The organism is Vibrio sp. V04_P4A5T148, assembly GCF_963875605.1.
Lineage (GTDB): Bacteria > Pseudomonadota > Gammaproteobacteria > Enterobacterales > Vibrionaceae > Vibrio > Vibrio anguillarum.
This window is the reverse complement of the sequence record NZ_CAWNMS010000113.1, coordinates 68,941-90,306: the sequence shown is the minus strand read 5'-3', so window position 1 is coordinate 90,306 and position 21,366 is coordinate 68,941. Positions and strand designations below refer to the sequence as shown.

At 47.8% G+C, this 21,366-nt stretch carries 16 protein-coding genes; 6 read left to right on the top strand and 10 right to left on the bottom strand.

The window, feature by feature from the left end:
• Window positions 1-102 precede the first annotated feature (102 nt).
• A complete protein-coding gene (locus AACT18_RS18115) occupies window positions 103-2,901 on the bottom strand; it encodes a M16 family metallopeptidase (RefSeq protein ID WP_094125849.1) in 2,799 nt (932 codons plus the stop codon).
• A gap of 289 nt (window positions 2,902-3,190) precedes the next feature.
• On the opposite strand from AACT18_RS18115, the gene AACT18_RS18110 reads away from it, so the two are divergent.
• Entirely contained in the window at window positions 3,191-3,679 is a 489-nt protein-coding gene (locus AACT18_RS18110; RefSeq protein WP_017045929.1) for a TIGR00645 family protein, read from the top strand.
• Between the two features lie 66 nt (window positions 3,680-3,745).
• Here the strand turns inward: AACT18_RS18110 and fhuB are convergent, their stop codons facing one another.
• The 4 genes from fhuB to AACT18_RS18090 all read right to left on the bottom strand — a co-directional run bounded on the left by fhuB (window position 3,746) and on the right by AACT18_RS18090 (window position 9,614).
• The gene (gene fhuB / locus AACT18_RS18105; protein WP_094125850.1) at window positions 3,746-5,713 is read right to left on the bottom strand and encodes a Fe(3+)-hydroxamate ABC transporter permease FhuB; all 1,968 of its coding nucleotides are present in this window, start codon (window positions 5,711-5,713) and stop codon (window positions 3,746-3,748) included.
• The gene (locus AACT18_RS18100; RefSeq protein ID WP_094125851.1) at window positions 5,710-6,636 is read right to left on the bottom strand and encodes an iron-siderophore ABC transporter substrate-binding protein; all 927 of its coding nucleotides are present in this window, start codon (window positions 6,634-6,636) and stop codon (window positions 5,710-5,712) included. The genes fhuB and AACT18_RS18100 overlap by 4 nt, the downstream gene beginning before the upstream one ends.
• Entirely contained in the window at window positions 6,627-7,412 is a 786-nt protein-coding gene (locus AACT18_RS18095; protein ID WP_026028190.1) for an ABC transporter ATP-binding protein, read from the bottom strand. Before AACT18_RS18095 ends, AACT18_RS18100 begins: the two co-directional genes overlap by 10 nt.
• A gap of 105 nt (window positions 7,413-7,517) precedes the next feature.
• Window positions 7,518-9,614, bottom strand: a complete 2,097-nt coding sequence (locus AACT18_RS18090; protein ID WP_094125852.1) for a TonB-dependent siderophore receptor — start codon at window positions 9,612-9,614, stop codon at window positions 7,518-7,520.
• Between the two features lie 143 nt (window positions 9,615-9,757).
• Between AACT18_RS18090 and AACT18_RS18085 the strand changes: the two genes are divergently transcribed.
• Complete coding sequence (locus AACT18_RS18085; protein ID WP_017045934.1) at window positions 9,758-11,590, top strand: ABC transporter ATP-binding protein; 1,833 nt, start codon at window positions 9,758-9,760, stop codon at window positions 11,588-11,590.
• Between the two features lie 148 nt (window positions 11,591-11,738).
• Here AACT18_RS18085 and murP read toward each other — a convergent pair whose 3' ends face one another.
• Both murP and murQ read right to left on the bottom strand, forming a co-directional pair.
• A complete protein-coding gene (murP, locus tag AACT18_RS18080; RefSeq protein ID WP_094125853.1) occupies window positions 11,739-13,187 on the bottom strand; it encodes a PTS N-acetylmuramic acid transporter subunit IIBC in 1,449 nt (482 codons plus the stop codon).
• Between the two features lie 29 nt (window positions 13,188-13,216).
• On the bottom strand, window positions 13,217-14,119 hold the full coding sequence (gene murQ / locus AACT18_RS18075) for an N-acetylmuramic acid 6-phosphate etherase (protein ID WP_088721414.1): 903 nt from the start codon (window positions 14,117-14,119) through the stop codon (window positions 13,217-13,219).
• 241 nt (window positions 14,120-14,360) lie between these two features.
• Between murQ and AACT18_RS18070 the strand changes: the two genes are divergently transcribed.
• A complete protein-coding gene (locus AACT18_RS18070; protein WP_088721415.1) occupies window positions 14,361-15,209 on the top strand; it encodes a MurR/RpiR family transcriptional regulator in 849 nt (282 codons plus the stop codon).
• A 5-nt stretch (window positions 15,210-15,214) separates the two neighbouring features.
• Here AACT18_RS18070 and AACT18_RS18065 read toward each other — a convergent pair whose 3' ends face one another.
• The 3 genes from AACT18_RS18065 to recQ all read right to left on the bottom strand — a co-directional run bounded on the left by AACT18_RS18065 (window position 15,215) and on the right by recQ (window position 17,801).
• Complete coding sequence (locus AACT18_RS18065; protein ID WP_017043038.1) at window positions 15,215-15,577, bottom strand: hypothetical protein; 363 nt, start codon at window positions 15,575-15,577, stop codon at window positions 15,215-15,217.
• A 90-nt stretch (window positions 15,578-15,667) separates the two neighbouring features.
• Entirely contained in the window at window positions 15,668-15,970 is a 303-nt protein-coding gene (locus AACT18_RS18060) for a DUF3630 family protein (RefSeq protein WP_094125854.1), read from the bottom strand.
• Window positions 15,963-17,801 carry an ATP-dependent DNA helicase RecQ gene (gene recQ / locus AACT18_RS18055; RefSeq protein WP_064626057.1) on the bottom strand — a complete coding sequence of 613 codons (1,839 nt, stop codon included), beginning with the start codon at window positions 17,799-17,801 and terminating at the stop codon, window positions 15,963-15,965. Before recQ ends, AACT18_RS18060 begins: the two co-directional genes overlap by 8 nt.
• 251 nt (window positions 17,802-18,052) lie before the next feature.
• On the opposite strand from recQ, the gene rarD reads away from it, so the two are divergent.
• The 3 genes from rarD (at window position 18,053) to AACT18_RS18040 (ending at window position 20,630) form a co-directional block, all read left to right on the top strand.
• The gene (gene rarD / locus AACT18_RS18050) at window positions 18,053-18,970 is read left to right on the top strand and encodes an EamA family transporter RarD (RefSeq protein WP_094125855.1); all 918 of its coding nucleotides are present in this window, start codon (window positions 18,053-18,055) and stop codon (window positions 18,968-18,970) included.
• A 120-nt stretch (window positions 18,971-19,090) separates the two neighbouring features.
• On the top strand, window positions 19,091-19,897 hold the full coding sequence (locus AACT18_RS18045; protein WP_026028188.1) for an AraC family transcriptional regulator: 807 nt from the start codon (window positions 19,091-19,093) through the stop codon (window positions 19,895-19,897).
• 73 nt (window positions 19,898-19,970) lie between these two features.
• Window positions 19,971-20,630, top strand: a complete 660-nt coding sequence (locus tag AACT18_RS18040; RefSeq protein WP_069212055.1) for a LysE family translocator — start codon at window positions 19,971-19,973, stop codon at window positions 20,628-20,630.
• The last annotated feature ends 736 nt before the right edge of the window (window positions 20,631-21,366 follow it).

Below are 21,366 nucleotides of genomic sequence, written 5' to 3'. Positions count from 1 at the left end.
ATATTACATTATCTATGTTTAAATAAGTGACATTAATCCAAGAAAAATATAACAAGGTGATAAGTTTCATCATAAAAATGAGCCCCCAATAGGAGGCTCATTTTATTTTGAGATTGCAGAGGTAGTGCTGGGTAATATCTTAACACTCAGTCGTTTGTCTGCTTGTAAATATTGATTAGCAACATGACGCAGATCATTCGTACTCACCTGATTGATGGCGTGACGAACCTCCTGCCAACGACTATAGCGATGCGGATAAGTTTGAGTTAACGATGCGACATCAAGCCAAAATACATTCTTTTCTGGTAGGCTATCTAACCATTGTAGAAGCGGTTGTTTCGCTCTTTGCAACATATCAGCATCGATGCCATGATCAGCTTTCACTCGAGACAATACCGCATCAAAACTCTCTTCCACTAATTTAAGTTGCGTTGTGTCTGTCACACTGAACAGCCCCAAATAACCAAATCCTGTGGGAAGAAAATCATTGCTGCTAAATGGGTAAGGTGAGTAACTCGCGCCAGCCTTTTCTCTCACTTCTTCCGTCAACAAAATACTGAGAACCTCTTCAAGCAGCATCAGTTTTGCGTAGTGTTCGGCATTCACCTTATCAGTCGTTGGCCACAGCCAAGCCAATGCCGCGGCATTGGCTGAACCTTGATGCTCAACAATATGTGATGCAGGCACTGGTGGAAACTCAACGCGCTCAACTTGCAGCTCTTTTTCTGGATGACGCGGCAAAGCGCCCAGCGTTTTAGCAACCGATTGAATCGTTTTCTCTTCGTCAAGATCACCCACAATGGCAATTTCTAAAAGGCCTTTATCTACCGCCGAGGCAAACACTGGAACTAATTCTGAAAAATGACGCTTTAACAGTTCCTCGTCATGGCTACGAAATCGTGGGTCGTCAGGGTGCAATAATTCAGGTAACACCGTCCAAAATGCCTCTTCTGGCGTCGTGTTCTGGCTGTTACTCGCTGCCAGTACTCGTTGACGAAATTGGTTCATCCCCTCTTCTCGCCAGCCCGGGCTCGTTAAAAATGCCGTTTGCAGTGCTAACTGTTGGTCAAGCGACGCTTGATTGGTGAAATCCTGACTCGCAAAACCAAGCGTTCCGACATTGAACCCCGTCGTCACATTGGCAGCAGAAAAGAGATGAATTAACTGCTGAAACGAATGCTGCTCTAACCCACCAGCAACAAAGCCATCATTAAACAGTGCCTGAATGCCCTCTTTTCTAGGTAACGGATATTCGCCAAAACCTAATGCAAGATTGAGGTAGATGACGTTTTTCTCTAACTCGGTTGGCTTGATGTTGAGCTTAACGCCATTGGCAAATTTCAACATCCGAATCCCCGTTTCGGGATCTCGCTTGTCGTGAACGAGCGTGCCCGCCTCACCAAATTCACGGTAGGCAAATGCCTCAACCGATGATATTTGATAAGGCTCTACTGGCTGTTTTTGGCTTTGTTCATATACATCGAGTAGCATTTGATTGATTTTCTCAACCTTGTATGGCCCAGAAAGATAAATCCACGGCTTACCTTGCCAACGTTCTGTAAGCAGGTCGTGCAATCGAGCTGCGGTGATTTGAGGTTGATAAGCTTCAAAAAGAGCAAGCGCGAACGTCGGTTCAATCGGGACAAATTGCTGAGCATCACTTGTCACTAGGCCTTGCGCAATCGAAAAACTATGCAAGGTATCGCTACTTGCTTCTCTTTGCTGATAATCAGCATGCATTGCCTTGATCGCTTGATCAATTTCGTTCTGATTAAAGCCGTATCGAATCGCTTGTCGCACCGTCTGTTCAAGTAATGTCAGCCCATGCCGCCACTGCTCGGGCAAGGTTACCAGTGACAATTCCATCCGTGATGCGATACCGAAATCTTGTTCAATATGAACAAAAGCATTCGTTATCCCCTCTTGGTCTATCAGATGGGGAAGTAACCGTTGGTAGAGTAAGTTCGACAATATTGATTCAAGGATCATTTCATGGCGACTTTCAACGCTATCTGCTTGTCGCTCTTGTGGTGCAATCACACCAAGCGAAATTTGGGTCGGCAAGCGAGCATCAAAGAAAACATCGGCTTGCAAGTGCGTCCTTACTGCAGGCAACATCAAATGGTCAGCCCGTAGCGGTACCGCATCCCGGTGAGGTACCCAGTTAGAAAAAAGTCGTTTGATCTGCTCTTCGGCCTGAGCAACATCAAGGTCTCCCACCACAATGATCGTGGTACGTTCTGGCGTATAAAAACGTTGATAGAGTGAACGTAACTGCTCTGAACTAGCATGTTTTACTACATCGAGATCACCAATTGGCAAACGTTTTGACAAAGGGCTCCTCGGATATAAGAAGCTCAGCTGTTGACGATAATTCTCAACATCAGCGGAATTTCTCTCTTTCCATTCCGCAACAACAACCGGTTTTTCTTGCTCCAACGCCTTTGGTTCAAGCTTAAGGCGATCCGCAATCTCTCTCATAAGCCACAAACCAGTTGCTACTTTTTGTGAGTCTCCTTGAGCAATATTGAACTCATACACGGTTTGATTGAATTGAGTCACCGCATTGGTATCGGATCCAAAACTTAATCCTAAGCGTTCAAGTTGGCGAATCATCTCCCCTTCGGCTACAGAGTCCGAACCTTTAAACGCCATGTGTTCTAAAAGATGCATCAAGCCTTGTTCTTGATCTGACTCGACTAAAGAACCACCCGCAATGCGCATACGCATAATGACAGCATGAGCAGGTGTCGTGTTATGGACTAATTGGTACCTTAAGCCGTTTTCAAGCTGACCTTCGTGAATGCGATGACTTTTAGGTAACTCCGTCGATAGCGAACTGGCCGATATGACAAGCAGCAATAATAAGCTCAATGGGTGAAAAAATAGAATATTACGCAAATTAAGATTCTCAGTATGTATGGAACGACACTCATTCGAATTGAGTGCTTATTATCACCCATTTATTGAATTTATAAATACATCAAGACAATTCCATACAAAACCGTACAATATTTTCAACATCATGCCATAGTGATCAAACCGCGTACCACGCCCCCTTGAATATCAGCTTGGCTGGCTTATATTGCTCTACAAAAACTTTGTGCAATAACGTAGCCAAATCACAAGAAAACACAGTATTATCACCCCTTATTCCACATACTTCGTGGAGATCATAAACGGAATAATTATGGAAAATATCGTCGAAAAACTACTCTATTCAGCACGCTGGATTATGGCCCCTATCTATTTGGGGTTAAGTTTAGTGCTGCTGGCATTAGGCATTAAATTTTTCCAAGAAGTGTTTCATCTGTTACCTAACATCTTGAGCACCGATGAAGTCAGCCTGATTTTAGTGACACTTTCTTTGATTGATATTTCATTGGTTGGTGGGTTGATTGTGATGGTGATGTTTTCAGGCTATGAGAATTTTGTCTCTAAAATTGATATCGCCGAAGAGGATGATAAGCTCGGCTGGCTCGGAAAATTAGACACAGGATCGTTGAAAAATAAGGTTTCGGCATCGATTGTCGCCATCTCCTCAATTCATTTGCTGAAAGTCTTCATGAACACTGAAAATATCGACAGTGAAAAAATCAAGTGGTACTTACTGCTGCACATTACCTTTGTCTTATCGGCCTTTGCGATGGGTTATTTAGATAAAATCACCAAAAAATAGCCGCAAGCCCTGTATACACAGGGCTATTCGTTAACACTATCGATGCCAATGGTAAATAGACTGAGCTTATTTTGAACGATTGACCAACAGTAACAGCAAGAAATAGCTCCCACCGAGAATCGCCACGAGCGTGCCAGCCGCAATTTGCATCGGATAAACGATCACCTGTCCGAGCCAATCCGCCCACAACATTAACGATGCACCGACTAAACTTGCCACCAGCAGTTGCGTTTTAGTTTGCTGTGCGCCTAGCATCATCGCCATGTGTGGCGCAATCAAACCCACAAACGACACTGGCCCCATCGTCGCCGTCACCAGCGCACATAACAGCGCCACAATGGTCAATAAAATCAAACTGGTGCTTTGCGCATTAACGCCGCGCGCACTGGCAAAACGACGACCAATGGAGATTAAAGTTAGCCAACGCGACAGCGCGATGGTGGCCGCGGCCAGCAACAGCACCAAAACGGTCAGCAACAGCGCTTGGTCAGGCGTAACGCGATAGGTTGAGCCTGCCAACCACTGTAAAATTCGATAGCTGTCTTCTGACCCTTTAGCCAAACAAAATTGCACTAAGGATTCAAGCAGTGCGGTGATGGCTATCCCGGTTAAAATCAAACTCGACGCGGCGTATTGATGGCGCTTACCCAGCACAACTAATGCCGCCAACACCAGCAAACTACCCAACAATGCTGTCACCCAATGAGCGGCTAACAAGCTTTGACCTAAAAAGAGATTGGCAAACACCAACGCAAACGTCGCCCCTGACGAGACCCCTAAAATATCTGGGCTGGCTAACGGGTTGTATATCAAACGTTGCAAAATGCTACCTGCTAGGGCAAGACCAATACCGGCACACAATGCGGTAAGCATGCGCGGCCAGCGTAATGACCACTGATAGCTGCTTGGCAGCGCCAATTGCCAACTGAGTTCGTTCATTTGAAACAACGTATGCAACCCAAGTGCTGCCAGCATCATTAGCAACAACCCCAATAGTGCGACAGGGCTTAATGATGCGCGCGACTGAGGCAGTGAGATAGTCAATGTATCTTGCGCCTTGAGCTGACGGCGACTAAACCAGATCAATGCGGGCGCGCCAATCGCCGCGGCTGTGATACCGCTGGCGATGACTTGCGTAGTCCATAGGCTCAACCACATTGCGAGCATATCGGTTAATAAAAGCAGTAACGCGCCAAGCAGTAAGCTCGAATAGAGCTCTTGTTTGGGCGTTCTTGCCCCCATAGCACGGGCGATGTTTGGTGTGAGTAGCCCGATAAAACTGATGACGCCCACCGCTGTAATCGAGGCTGAAACCAACCAAATCCCGAGCACCATTAAGATTAAAAATGCAGGAATGACAGGCAGACCACGAGCCGCAGCACCTTGATGACCTAAACGCAATAACGTCAGAACCCTTGGCGCAAACAGTAAAATCAATAAGGAGACCGATAACCGCGGCAGCAACCACTGCACCCAATCCCAGCCATTTTGCGCCAGATCGCCCGCGCCCCACATGAAGACGTTTTTGGTGTATTGTTCATTGAGTAGAATCAGTGCCGTCGCAATCGCGCCAAGTAGCAGGTTCACCACCATGCCTGCCACAATTAACGGCAAGCCCGTCATGTTACGCACGCCCGCAATCACCACGATCAACGCAAATGCGAGCAAAGCACCACTCATTGCCGCCAACGCGCTGTAACTGGCAACTAGGCTTGGAAAACCAATGTTGAGAATAATCAACGCCAGCCAAGCTCCAGATGAGGTGCCCAGCGTCAATGGTGAAGTGAGGTTATTCTGCGTCAGTTGTTGCATCACACTGCCGACCAAACCCAACATCGCGCCCACCAGCAACGTCATCACCAAACGGGGCAATTGACCATATAGGAAATTGAACTCAGCAAAAGAGCTCGCTTCACGTTGCGCCCACAACAGTTGCCATTGCGTGACTAGATCAACGCCATTGCCAATTTGCACACTGAGCATTGCCACAAGCAGCAGCGCACTACTCAGTGCGAGAAACACTTTTCCGTTCATGACTTAGGCGCAACCTCAAGCAAACTGCGTGTCAGCGCTTCTGCAATGTATTGTAGTGACATCGCGCCGCCGTAGTTCCAGACACTCTCAACCGAGTTCACTCGCGCTTGACGCACAAACGGCATCGCTTGCCAAAGCATTGATTTTTCTAGCTGTGCTTGCTGGGCAAATGGCAAGAAATAGAGCACATAACCTTGCTCAACATACTGCAAATCCGTTAACCGATGTTGCACAATCCCCCACTCTTTGGCGGGCTGAGGCAGCGCTTCATGCAAGCCCAATTGCTTTAACACATAATGAGTGGTGGAGTTTTCACCGTAAAGGAACACCGAGGTTGGATTAGCAAAACGCATCGCCACCACCGCGGGTGTTTGATGAGAAAATGCGATGTCAATTTGTGCTTTTAACTGCGCAAAACGTTCCGTCATTGTGGTCAGTTTTTGCTCGGCGAGCGTTTGCTTGTCAAAGAGCTGCGCTAATTGGCGAAAATGGTCAATCGCGACTGCGCCACTGTCATCACTGGCTTGAAAATTAGAGAAATAGAGCACCGGAGCAATGCGCTCTAACGGTGTGATTAAATCTTGCTGCGGTGCAGCAGCGAGAATGAGATCTGGTTTTAGTGCAGCAATTTTTTCCAAATTGGGTTCAACGCGCGTGCCGATATCTTCTACCCCTTGCGGCACTTGCGGTTTGACAACCCAATCTTGATAACTGGCAAGCTCTGGCGCGCCAACCGGTGTGATACCCAATTCAATCACTTGCTCAAGTAAATCCCAATTGAGCACCACCACACGTTGTGGCCGCTGCTGTAGAGTTTGCTCTCCGCGGCTGTCGTGTACGGTCAATGGCGCGCTAAAAGCGACACTCGAAAAAACAGAGAGTAAGCCAGTAACCAGCCAGCGCTTTACAAGGTTTAAGCACATACAATCGCGACCTTATGCGTATGAGAATCTGAATTGGACATTGGGTGATCCAGCAGTTGGATCGGCGTTTGATAAAGCGCCGATAAACGTGCTTCATCGGCCAATAAAGAGGCATCGCCTTCAAAAGCAACCTTGCCCTGCTTGAGCGCGACAATGTGGGTCGCGTAACGTAGCGCAAGGTTTAGATCATGCAAAATGACGATAATTCCGCAGCCTTGTGTTTGGTTTAATTGCGCAAGCAGAGCCATTAACTGATATTGGTGCTGCACATCTAACGCCGAGGTTGGCTCATCTAAAATCAGCACTGGAGACTGCTGCGCCAACAGCATCGCCACCCAAGCGCGTTGCCTTTCACCGCCAGACAATTCATCTGCCAAGGTATAGGCAAATTCAGTGACGCCGGTTTGGGCGATCGCTTGATCGATGATCACTTCATCCTGATTTTGCCAGCGACCAAAAGGACCACGCCACGGAAAACGCCCAAGGCGCACTAACTCTCGTACCGTTAACCCCGCTGAAGTTGGCAATTTTTGTGGCAAAAACGCCACCGCTTTAGCCAGCGCTCTGGCGCTGAGCTCGGCAATCGGCTGCTGGTTAAGTAACACGTCGCCACGGTCAGGTGCTTGCTGACCAGAAATCAAACTCACCAGCGTGGATTTACCAGAGCCATTATGGCCGAGTACCACAGTTAACTCTGTGGTGGGAATATTCAGTGATTCAATGGATAAAATGCTTCGTCCACCGCGTACCACTTGAACATTTGATAAGGTAAACATCACTCTCCCCCAAAAATCGAACCACCTAAAACACACATCCCCGCCGGCGCGGGAATGTTCAAAAACCGTCAAACTCACCTTCAGCGAAGGTGAGTTCATGCTGACTTACCAGCGGTAATTCACGCTTGCCACCATACGACGTGATTCGCCGTAATAGCAGGTTCCGAAATCACAACCAGCAAAGGACTCGTCATCCAAAATATTATTGAGGTTAACCTGCACATCCCACTGTGTATTGATGGCGTAGCTTGCCATTGCATCCCACAGCATATAAGCAGGCACCTTTTTATCGAGCGAGGCATCCACAGACGTTCCGGTATAACGCACGCCAGAGCCCAACGTCAGCCCCTCAATCCCAAGGCCTGCAAAATCATAGCTCGCCCAACCTGTCGCTAAGTGGCGCGGAATCATCGACTTACGCTTCTGGCTCGTTCCTTCACCCGTATGAGCATCGAGATAGGTGTAGCTAGCATTCAGCATCAGATTTTCTGTCACAGCCATGCGAGCTTCCATTTCGAACCCTTGCGTATTGGTTTTTGTGCCCGATTGACTGGTGGTTAACGCGCCATTGCTGCCGACGGTAGAGGCGGTTGCGTTTTTCTGGTCGATATCAAACCACGCCAGATTGACATAGCCATCGAGCCAGCTTGGCATGTATTTCACACCCACCTCGGTTTGGTTGCTCTCAACGGGTTTGTAGAGTTTGTTGGTGGTGAAATCTAAGCTGCTGATCACATAGAAAGATTCCGAGTAGCTCACATAAGGTGACAAACCATTATCGGCTAAATAGATCAAACCGCTGTTTAATGACAGTTGGCCATCATCAAGCTCATCTTTATTCAAACCTTTACTTTCAACATCAATTTTGTCGTAGCGGCCACCTAAATTCAGAACCCATTTCTGTTGCCACTTCGTTTGATATTGCGCGTACACACCCAGTTGCTGTTTGACAATCTCATTGTCATACAAGCTGCTTGAGAGATCAGGCACATTGCCGTAGGTCGGATTAAGGCTGTTGATCACGCCCACCTGTGAACCAGTGCCATTACCCAGCCATTTATTTTGGTGATACTGAATGTCAAACCCGGTCAGTAAGCGGTGCTCAAATTGGCTACTTTGCCATTGTGCTTGGGCGTTGTTATCTAAGGTTACGCTGTGTGCATCGCCATCATTGATCAAGGTATAACGTGCCAATGTGTATGGGTCGCTGTCTTGCCAAGCATTTTGATAGGCCGAAGAGCTTCGTAGGTACAGATCAACATAGGCGTAGTTGAAGTTTTGCTTGAGGCTCCAAGTGTCGTTCAGTTGATGAGAGAGTTGGTAGCCGAACGACAGTTGTGTTTTATCGAAATCATCGTGATCCGGCTCGCCAAAGTTGCGGTTAGGCGCAATCGTCTCACCATTGGGCAGCGCCACTAATGTGCCATCGCTTGGGAAGAAACCGTTTTGTGGCACGCCGTTATCTTTCAAGAAAGTGGCCATCAGCGTTAGAGTGGTTTGATCTGATAAATCGATAGCGTAGCTTGGCGCAACATAAACGCGCTGGCTCTCAATGCCATCCAGTTCACCCTCTTTTTGATTAACCATCGCCACGAGGCGGTAGCGCTGGCTGCCATCTTGGTTGGCCCAATCGGCAATATCGACACCCAACTGCTGGTAATTTTTATTCCCCACAGACAGAGATACGGAATGCTGCGCGCCATCAGCCGGCTTTTTCTGCACCACGTTGGCAATACCGCCCGGCATGGACTCACCATACAGCACAGAAGATGGGCCCTTCACCAATTCAACTCGCTCTAAACCAAAGGGTTCAACCGTCCAAGCAAAGAAACCTTCTTTATAAAGACGGTTACCATCGAGATAGACACTCGGCTCAAAACCACGCACAAACATCCACTCGGCGTCGTTATCCGCGCCATAAGGTGAGGTGTACCCCGGCGTATAGCGCAATGCTTCATCCAGTTTTTGTACGTTATGCTGGTCCAGTTCATCACGTTCAATGACAGTGACCGACTTTGCGGTTTCTTGTGTCGGGGTATCGACTTTCAATGCCGATGCCGTTACCACGATCGTGTCTAAAACTGGTGGCGGTGTTTGCTCAGCTTGTGCCGTAGCCGAAACCATGAACAGACAAGGTAATGCGCTGATTTTTAATATGTTGTGAATTGCTGTCCCCAGCAAGCTTGGGCGAATGAGATCCATTAAAGGATACCTCCTGCTTTAATTAGTTTGAGAAACGTTTTTATTATCATTATTATTGCCCGTCATTTTACTGATAAATTCAATATTTAACAGATAAAAATAAGAATGAATCTCACTCGCACATCACCATAAGTTGATCACCTATGTTTCAATGGTTTGAAAATCTCACGACGGCGTTTCCTAAAGAAGAGCCGCAACAACCGCCTAACTCCTTATTAGCCTTCTGCCGTCATTACACGCGAGGTTTTGAAGTACCGTTATTGGTCATGTCACTGCTCAGTGCTTGTGTGGCAATTGCCGAAGTCACCCTCATTCGCTATATGGGTGAATTGGTTGATATGCTTGGCAGCCAACAACGTGCCACATTCTGGGCTGATCAAAGTGACCGCTTGTGGGTAATGGCCGCGCTGGTGGTGGTCATTATGCCGCTGCTGGCTTTCTTCCACTCCATGATCATGCACCAAACGCTACTGGGTAATTACCCGATGTCGATACGTTGGATGATCCACCGCTACTTACTCAAACAGAGCGTCAGTTTTTTCCAACGCGATTTCGCGGGGCGGATCGCCACCAAAGTGATGCAAAGCTCCCTCGCCGTGCGAGAAACAGTGATGAAACTGGTCGATGTACTGGTTTACATCGCGGTCTACTTCGTCTCGATGATTTGGATGATGGGCGAATCTGACCGCATCTTGATGATCCCGATTCTGATTTGGCTCGTGGCCTACATCATCATTCAATTGTATTTCATTCCCAAGATGAAAAAAGTGGCGACCGATCAAGCCGATGCTCGCTCAACTATGACGGGCAGCATAGTCGACAGTTACACCAACATTGCCACCGTGAAACTGTTTTCCCATTCACAGCGAGAAATGCAGTACGCCAAAAGCAGCATGAAACGGTTTTTGAACACCGTGTACCAACAGATGCGCATGGTGACGTGCCTGTTATGGAGTGTTGACGCCATCAACTATTTACTGCTGTTTTCTATCGCCGCTTTATCAATCAATTTGTGGCTCGATGCCTCAGTGACTGTCGGTGTCATTGCGATTGCGATTAGCATTGCGCTGCGCGTACAAGGCATGTCGAAATGGATCATGTGGGAAGTAAGCGCACTATTTGAAAATATCGGTACTGTGGTGGATGGAATGAATACCTTGTCGCAACCAGTGACCATAACGGATGTAGCCAATGCGCCGCCGCTGCAAGTAACGCAAGGGCAAATCAGCTTCCATAACGTTCACTTTCACTATGGACAAGAAAACACTGTGTTCGAAGCGCTTAACTTTGAGTTAAAAGCGGGCGAAAAAGTGGGGTTAGTGGGTCGTTCGGGCGCGGGAAAATCCACACTGGTTAACTTGCTGCTGCGATTTTACGATTTGAATGGCGGCAAAATCTGCATTGATGGGCAAGATATTTCGCAGGTCAGCCAAGATTCACTGCGCCAACACATTGGTATGATCACGCAAGATACTTCTCTGTTGCACCGCTCAATCCGCGACAACATTCTGTATGGCAACCCAGATGCCGGGGAAGAGGCGCTGATAGAAGCAAGCCGTCAAGCGCATGCCCATGATTTTATCGCGCAGTTGCAGGATGAGAATGGCAACCTTGGCTACGATGTTCAAGTGGGAGAACGCGGTGTCAAACTCTCTGGCGGCCAACGCCAACGCATTGCGATTGCCAGAGTGCTATTAAAAAATGCGCCGATTCTGATCATGGATGAAGCCACCTCGGCCCTAGATTCAGAAGTAGAAGCGGCTATTCAAGAAAATTTTGAAACGCTGATGGAAAACAAAACCGTGATCGCCATTGCGCACCGTTTATCAACCATTGCCGCCATGGATCGCTTAATCGTGCTGGATGAAGGACGAATCATTGAACAAGGATCACACCAAGAGTTGCTGCAACAACAAGGCGTTTATGCTCAGCTATGGGCGCATCAAACGGGTGGTTTTATAGGCGAACTTGCGTAGTGGATGCTCTTTAGGCCAAAGAAAAGGCCTTTAGACACATCCAACAGAGAAAGAAGATGTGCTAAAGGCCGCGCTATTTCACCCAATACCCTCACTTCTGAGTTTAGGTATTTTGCATACTATTTTGCATACATAGGGGGGTGGTGAATTAGCTTAAATCGACATCTTTGCAGCCAAAAAAGTAGGTCGCGAGAAAGCCAACAGTATAGGAGATTAAAAGACCGCCAACAAACACCATCATCCCAGCAAAAATTCCTTGCTCGGAAGTCATCAATGGAATGGCGACAATGCCTGACGGGCCAAACACCGTATTTAATCCTACTGGCAAACCAAGGTAAGAAACTAAGCCGACAAAGAAACCGCCCGCCGCCCCACCAATGCAAGCGGTGACAAACGGTTTAACCCGCGGCAAGGTCACGCCATAAATCAGTGGTTCGCCAATTCCCAAAATACCGGGAATGATCGCCCCTTTCACTTGCGTGCGCAGCAACGCATCCTTATTCGCTTTGAAATAGAGTGCCAGTGACGCTCCCACTTGGCCGCCGCCCGCCATCGCCAAAATAGGAAACAGAGAGTTAAACCCTTGTACATCCATCAGCGCAAAATAGACTGGCACAAATCCTTGGTGAATACCAAACACCACCGAAATTAAGAACAAACCCGACAGTAACGCCGCGCCCAACGGGTTATCATTGAGGTTCAAAAACAACCATGACATGCCTTTAAACAGCTCACCACCAATCGGCATGATCACCAAGAAAGTCACCGCGCCCATAATGAGTAACGTCACCACAGAGGTTAAGATCATATCCAAATCATCAGGCATGTATTGGCGCACTTTACGTTCTACTTGCGCGCCCAGAATAGAGGCCAATAGTACCCCGATGATGTTGCCGCGTGGGTCAATGGCGAAGCCAAAGAATTCACTCATACCCGAGTAGATACCCGTTGTCGCCTCTGGGTTATACCCCAGCACAAACAGCGAAGCTAAAATGGCACCATTAACACCCGAGCCACCGAAAGCTTGCTGCGCGTTATAACCAATTAAAATACTCAAGAAAGCAAATAGCCCTTTACCAAACACTTTCATATAAGTAATGAGATCGAGCATAAACTGGCTAGGCGATTGATCGATAACGAACATTTGCTCCAGCAAAGTGGCAAAACCAAGCAACAAGCCCGCAGCAATGAAACCGGGGATCAGCGGCGTAAAAATGGTCGCAAATTTGCTTAAAAAACGTTGTACGCCGCTGGTCTGCTTGCTCTTCATCTGCTTTTTCTGCTCAGCAGCAATCGCGGATAGATCGGCAGTTATGGCCACATCCATCTCAGCACCGTCACCGTTGGCGATCATCTCATTCATCATATCGGCCGCCGTTTGCGCTTTGCCCGGGCCTAAAATGATCTGCAGTTGTTGGTCACTCTCCACCACGCCCATTACGCCGGGAAGGGTTTTCAGCAGAGCCTGATCGGCCAATGCCGTATTATTTAATGTTAAACGTAAGCGCGTCATGCAGTTACCACACTTACCGATATTGCCACTACCACCGACTGCACTAAGCAGCTTGGCGATCATATTTGAGGTTATTTTTGCCATTGGGACATCCTTGGATAGATCCAGTCGGGTTATTGATCATTCAGTGCCGCGCGAATAAAACCATTATGCTTGGCCAGTTTTTGCGTCGCTTGCTCGGCGCTTAGCCCCGCAAGAATCATTACAATGGCGGTTTTACAGTGACGATGGCAGGCGCTCAGTGCTTGTTCTGCTTCCTCTTTGCTGCAACCTGTCGCTTCGACCACAATGTTATTTTGGCGCTGAATCAACTTAGCATTGGTTGCCTCGACATCGACCATGAGGTTGCCAAACACTTTACCGCAACGAATCATCGCGCCGCTGGTTAACATGTTAAGCACCAGTTTTTGCGCCGTGCCCGCTTTCATACGTGAAGAGCCCGTGACTACTTCCGCGCCCACCACAGGCACAATGGCAATGTCAGCCGCGTGCTGCATCGCGCAATCTGGGTTGCACACTACTGCCACAACCGTTGCACCCAGTGATTTAGCGTAAGCCATACCGCCTAGCGCATAGGGTGTGCGACCACTGGCGGCGATACCCACCACCACATCGTTGCGGGTCAAATTAATATTTTTCAGATCGCTTTGCCCAAGCTCAACATTGTCTTCGGCATTTTCAACCGCTTTAAGAATCGCTGGGTGTCCGCCCGCAATAAGCCCAACCACTTGTTTAGGATCAGAGCCGTAGGTGGGTGGGCACTCGCTAGCATCTAAAATCCCCAAGCGACCGGAGGTTCCCGCTCCCATGTAGATCAAACGTCCACTCGCTTGAAATGCCAAGGTAATGGCATCCACCGCTTGCGCTATCTGCGGTAAGGTTTTTTCAACCGCCAACGCGACCAGTTGATCTTCATGGTTAATGACTTGCAACATCTCTAAGGTGGAAAGGGTGTCAATGTCAGCACTGGCAGGGTTGCGGCTTTCGGTAACCAACTGGGTTAGGTCTAGGTTCATCGTCTATTTCTCGGTTTGAATTCGGAACTGAGGGCGATTCTATGGAATAAAATATTCCATTTTAGTGACAAAAATCACAACAAAGGTTATTCTTTGACCAGTAATTACATGGAATAATGGCCTACAATGCACCGATATCTTTTAAGCCCCTGAACAAAAGGCTAGTTAATACAAGCAACTACACTAATTTTCGTTATTTTAAATTTGGAATAATTTATTCTAAATAATACAAGGATCGCGCATGTCTGTGATGCATAAAATCGTCAGCCGCCGCACTCAACTCTCTCGCAGTGAATTACAAATCGCCGATTGGATCATCGCTCATCCAGAAAAAGCCGCGCTCGCCACCAGCCAAGTACTGGCCGAACACGCAAAAGTCAGCCAATCGAGCATTGTCAAATTTACCCAGAAAATTGGCTTTAGGGGCTACAGTGAGTTTAAGTTAGCGCTGGCCGAAGAGCTTGGCCGTAAATTGGCGTTTCAGACCACGCCACTGCACAGCAATATTCTGGCTGACGACCCACTGGCGGTGATCGCACAAAAATTGGTGCAAGCGAAAACAGAGGCGATGTTTCACACCACCAACGCGCTTTCATTTCCCCATTTCAACCAAGCGGTACAGTGGATAAACCTCGCCAACCGCGTGCAAATTATCGGTATCGGCGGCTCTGCGCTCACCGCAAAAGATTTGGCTTTTAAGCTCCTGAAATTAGGCATCACCGCGCTCACAGAACAAGATAGCCACGTACAAATCGCCACCGCACGCACGCTGGGTGCGCAAGATGTTCAAATTGTGATTTCATTTTCAGGAGAGAGAAAAGAGATTTTGATTGCCGCCGAAGCGGCCAAGCAGCAAGGAGCAAGCGTTATCGCGCTCACCTCTCCGAAGAAAAATCGATTACGTGAATTAGCCGATCTCTCTTTTGATACGATTGCCGATGAAAGTGAACATCGCAGCTCATCCATCGCCTCTCGCACCGCGCAGAACGTTCTAACCGACCTGTTGTTTATTACTCTTGTACAGCAAAGAGACGAGTCGGCGCGTCAATTGATCCAAGACATTTCATCTGATATTCGTCAAATCTTTTAACGGAACTAATCGCTCTCTTCAATGCAGTGCATGCGATGAAAAACGCGATGAATGATCGGTGCAAATAGGGTAGCCAATGAAACGAAAAAGACCGTTTCGATAAATAAGCTGTAAAAGGCTAAAAAGAGATGCAAGCTCGGCGCAAGATGCAGATTGATTATCGGGTAGGGAAGCTCGAGGCCACTGACCATCGAAAGCGCATTCAACCACGCTTGCGCCGCTGGGAGATCAGCTAGGTAGACAAAACCCACCACTCCGGGAATGAGGCCAGTCAACAGCAGTAACGCAGCGATCGCCGCATAGCGTAAGCAGCGCCATGTAAAACGCTCAACGGAGATAACTTCTTGATGAATCGACTCAAATTTCACGCCAGCCTCCTTGATGTTTGCCTAATCATAAGCAATGGCGGCTTAATAATGAAGGACCAAAAGGCGGATATGCAGAGTTGATCTACACGCTTAGAAACCTCGCGCTAATAATTGCGCGAGAAACGCCAGCTCTTCTTGGCTCTCTTTGATGGCAAGTGCTTCAAGCCAAACCGACTCGCTGTAATGCTCGGCTTTGAGAAAAAGTAAGCAACCTTCAAAATCAATCAACCATGAGTGAATGTCCGTATCCCACTGTTTTTCTATCACTGTAGCCGAAAGCTGCTTGACCAAACGCTCGCCTAGTGCAGGAAAAGTATCGACATCAAAACGCGGTGTACTCAAGACGAGTCGCCCTTCATCTTGTAAATTGTGTGCTAAACCGAACTCAGCCATGGTGGGTTAAGTGCTCCTGAATCAGGTCTAAAAATGGGTCGGCGTACTTTTCAAGCTTGCGTTGCCCAACGCCGTTAACGGCCAACATTTCTCCGTACGAAGTGGGCAATATTTCCGCCATATCAATTAAGGTCGCATCGCTAAAGACCACGTAAGGCGGCAGGCCATCTTCATCAGCAATCGATTTACGCAATTTACGCAATTTGGCAAACAGTGGTTTGTCGTAGTTTTTGTTGGATAACTTATCTGATTTCGCCGCACGAGCGGCTGTGTCTAAGCGTGGAATAGCTAACTCTAATGGCATTTCTCCACGCAACAGCGGCCGCGCCTCTTCCGTCAACTGCAAGGTCGAATTGCGAGTAATGTTTTGCTGCAACAACCCTTTATGGATCAACTGACGGAAAATACTCACCCAATAATCATGGCTATGATCGCGACCAATGCCGTAAGTCGTGAGCTTGTCGTGGCCATTTTCACGAATACGGATATTTTGCATACCGCGCATCACTTCCACCACATAACCAATACCGAAACTTTGGTTGACGCGATAAACGCACGATAATGCTTTTTGCGCCTCTTGCGTGGCATCGAAATGCTTGGGGGGATCAAGGCAGATATCGCAGTTGCCGCAAGGTTTGTCTCGATATTCACCAAAATAATTGAGCAACACTTGGCGGCGGCAAGTTTGTGCTTCAGCAAAAGCGCTCATCGCGCCCAACTTATGGCTTTCCACCTGCTTTTGTGGCCCTTCCGGCTTCTCATCTAACATTCGACGCAGCCAACTGATGTCGGCCGGATCATAGAGCATCATCGCTTCAGCTGGCAAACCGTCTCGCCCTGCGCGCCCGGTCTCTTGATAGTAAGATTCGATGTTGCGCGGAATATCAAAATGCACCACAAAACGCACGTTGGGTTTATTAATCCCCATTCCAAATGCGACGGTAGCAACCACTATCTGAATGTCATCACGCTGAAATGCTTCTTGCACATAAGCGCGCTCATCGGCGTCCATACCCGCATGGTAACTGGCCGCTCGTAAATGGTTGTTGCACAGTTTCTCTGTCAGCATTTCTACTTTTTTGCGACTGCCACAGTAAATGATGCCGCAATGTCCTCTTTGCGTATCAAGATAGCGGATCACCTGTGAAACCGGTTTGTGCTTTTCGACCAAGGTATAGCGGATATTAGGACGATCAAAGCTGCCCAGATAGACGTGCGGTTCTTGCAACTGCAAACGGTGCAAAATATCCACGCGCGTGGCGTCATCGGCCGTTGCCGTCAGTGCCATAAAAGGCACGTGTGAAAAATGCTGTTTAAGTTGGCCTAACGCCGCATACTCAGGGCGAAAATCGTGCCCCCATTGAGAAATACAGTGTGCTTCATCCACGGCAATCATCGCCAATGGCAACTGCTGCAAGCGTTCGATGAAATCGGGCATCAAAACGCGCTCAGGCGACGCGTAAATCAGCTTCAGTTGCCCCGCATTCATCCGGTTATACACCGACATCAGCATCTCACGTGACATACTTGAATTAATACACTCAGCCGCGACACCGTTGGCTTTGAGCTGATCCACTTGGTCTTTCATCAATGAAATGAGCGGCGAGATGACTAAAGTGATGCCCTCTTTGACTAACGCAGGGATCTGATAACAGAGCGATTTTCCTCCACCCGTTGGCATGATAACTAAGCTATCTTGCCCCGCTAACGAAGCGTCAATCACCTCTTGCTGACCGACACGAAACGACTGATAACCGAACACAGTCTGTAAAATACTGTGCGGTGTCTCAGGTTGAGGATCGGTTTGTTGAGCCATTAACGTTGCGGTCATGAAATTTCCAAGGATGAACAAAAGGGGTAGAGCAACCGCTATACCGCAAAGCGTCTTATTGTAGTGGGGTTCGATGGTGAATAAAACCGCAAAATGTAGCGGTAAAGCGAATCACTTGATTCTCGGCCATTATTCGCCACTCAAACTCCCGACTAGGCGGTTGATTAACAAAGCTGCAACTTACTTGAGGAACAGTATATACTGTCGAATCGTTTCGCTGGCTCAGCACTTCACTCCTTTGAGAATTCATCATGACCGCAGAAGAACAACAACGCTCCAGACAAGGCGTTTTACTCGCTATTGGTGCTTACACTATGTGGGGCATCGCACCGATCTATTTTAAAGCAATCAACAATGTTCCTGCACTTGAGATCCTCACTCATCGCGTAGTGTGGTCGTTTTTCTTGTTAGCAGCATTGCTTCATTTTGGCCGCAACTGGCGTAGTGTACGCAGTGTGATTACTCATAAATCAAAGATGATCTATCTAATGACCACTGCTTGTCTGGTTGCGGTGAACTGGTTAATTTTCATCTGGGCGATCAATGCTAATCATATGTTAGATGCCAGTTTAGGCTATTACATTAACCCACTGCTCAATGTGGTGCTCGGCATGCTTTTTCTTGGTGAGCGATTACGCAAACTGCAGTGGGTCGCGGTAGCGCTAGCCACCATTGGTGTGGCCATTCAGTTAATTGTGTTTGGTTCGATTCCTGTGGTCGCCATCGCTTTGGCGACCACTTTTGGCTTGTATGGCTTACTGCGTAAAAAAGTGGCGGTTGATGCCCAAACAGGTTTGTTTATCGAAACCTTGGTAATGTTACCCGCGGCGTTGATTTATCTGTTGTTTATCGCCAGCTCGCCAACTTCAGATATGGCGCTCAATCCGCTTAACCTCAACCTACTGCTGATCGCAGCTGGCATCATCACGACCTTGCCTTTGCTTTGTTTCACAGGAGCAGCAACGCGTTTAAAACTTTCAACGCTGGGTTTCTTCCAATACATCGGCCCAAGCTTGATGTTTTTGCTCGCGGTCTTGGTTTACGGTGAAGCCTTCTCTAGTGATAAAGCCATTACTTTTGCCTTTATTTGGGCTGCATTGTTGCTGTTCAGTTTTGATGGTTTAAAAACAGGCCGAACCGCGCGACGCGCTCAGAGGGCATCCGTTTAATTAGGATTGTTTATTCCCCTCGTTCGTCAAAGCGATCGAGGGCTCTGTGATCATTTTTTACAAGACAGTGGCGACATGGCTGGCTAAGCTTGCATTATTCAACCCTAAATTTTGGTCTCTATGGATAAAGTGAGCTACAGCCAAACGGCCTATCCTGCGATCGGTCTGATTGATGCAGACTATCGTCAGTTTGCGTTTGATCGCCACTACCATCTTGATATTCATATTGGCCTTATCACTCAAGGAACGCAGCGCTTCTACCACCAAGGCGCTTGGCATCAGGTACAACGGGGCGGCGTAGTTCTGATGTCGCCAGATGAGCTGCACGATGGGCAAGCGCACAATGGCTCTGGCTACCAAGTGCAAGTGTTTGCTATTGAACCTACTTGGCTACAGCAAACCTTAGAAGCCAAGCAGATTGAACAAGTGCTGGGTTTTGAGCAGTTAATAGTCGATGACGCGCCACTTTTTTGCTCACTGCTGCAACTTCATCACACCATGAAGCAGGATAAGCTCAGTCAACTCGCTAAAGATTGCTTACCCTACCAAGGGTTCACACCTTTGCTTGAACGCTATAGCCACTTGAAACTGCCGGAGGTTAAACCGCTCGGCCAGCGCAACCTCGCCACGCTGAAAGAGTGGGTACTCAGTCAACTCGACCAACCAATCCGCCTTGAACAACTCGCTCAGCTTTGCCAGCTTTCACCCACTCAGTTTCAGCGCCATTTCAAGGCGCAAACGGGCATCACACCTTATGCGTGGTTATTGCGTTTACGTTTAGAGCAAGCGATGAAATTGTTGAAAACCGGCACCTCTAGCACTGAAGTCGCCTATCAAGTCGGTTTTTATGATCAAGCCCATTTCAGTAAGGCGTTCAAAGCAACCTTTGGCCTGCCACCCTCCGCCATCAATCGCACACTTTACTAACCAAACTGTCAGAAATTTACAAGGCAAGCACGTTTTCTCCACGCATACTCACCGTAAAACATGAGGAGAATACATGAACGAACTTTCCATATTGGCCACATTGGCTGGCGTACATTTTATGGCATTATTAAGCCCCGGCCCAGATGTGGCACTGGTGGTACAAAATGCCACCCGTTACGGTCGCAGAACCGGAGTTTTTATTGCGCTAGGGTTATCATGTGGCATTGTCATTCACTCATTGCTTAGCCTCACAGGGATAAGCTATTTGGTGCATCAACAACCCGCACTGTTTGCGATGGTGCAACTGGCCGGCGGGGGGTATTTATTCTATTTAGGCTTGGGCGCACTCAAATCCATCTACACCACCTGGCGATCGCCACAAGCTGTCGGAGTCAACAATGAGCGCTACAAGCTGATCGAAAATCAACGCCAAGCCTTTTCCCGCGGTTTTATCACCAATATTTTTAATCCAAAAGCTTTGGTCTTTTTTATCAGCTTAATGTCGAGTTTAGTGCCTGTGGGGATGTCCTTTTCAGGTAAAGGTATCGCCTTGCTGATTCTTTGGGGGCTCTCTTTTATGTGGTTCTCAACCTTGGCGTGGATGCTCTCCACCGCCCGCCTACAAAAACGTTTGCAATCACTCACTGTGTATATTGATGCGGTATGTGGCATCATTTTTACGCTCATCGGTGGACTTATTTTATTGCAAGCGCTGCTTAGCCTTAGCCATTGATGCAGCGATTCGCGCCCATTTTTGTGCGAGATCTCTTACAAAGGAGTGAGCAAATATCGCTTTTTGAGTAGGAAAATCAACACTAAAAAACTTAACTAATTGATTTTAAATAAAATAATAACCAACTAGAGAAACCCTTTGCGAAAAAAGCGTTTCTCTAGCATTGCCGATAAATTAGAGATGGGTAATATGAACCTTGTCGGAAGGATTCTGACACGGAACAGGAAAGCACCACGGATTGGTCATCTTCAGGATGAAGAGACGACTGCTCAGGATGAATGGTCGGCACGGAAAGCAAATTGGACATTGAATGGACGCAATAGTAGCTAGGATGGTTACTACTAAGGAAAGACGATGGACACCTCTGGACGAGGCAAGGACTGAACATCAGGATGATGTAAAGGACACCGCTCAAGGAACAAGTGAAGCGCGCTAACGTGGATGGTTAGCAGACTAGGAAGTCACCAAGGACACCGCTAGGAAGGCGAAGAACGGATTAAGCTGACGGAATTCAGCCACTATCATGGATTTGATGCATGGAGCACTTTCGTAGCTGGATTGCTGCAAGTAAGACTATAACCCCGCAGGGCGCAAGCCCTCGGGGTTTTTCTTTTGGATCGGATAAGTAGATGAGTTATCCAGCTTTCATATCTTGAACGGCTAGGTTAGGTATTTGGTTTAAACAACGCCATAAACACCCCTCCCTGCCTCCCCCTCAAAGGAGAGGAGAACAATC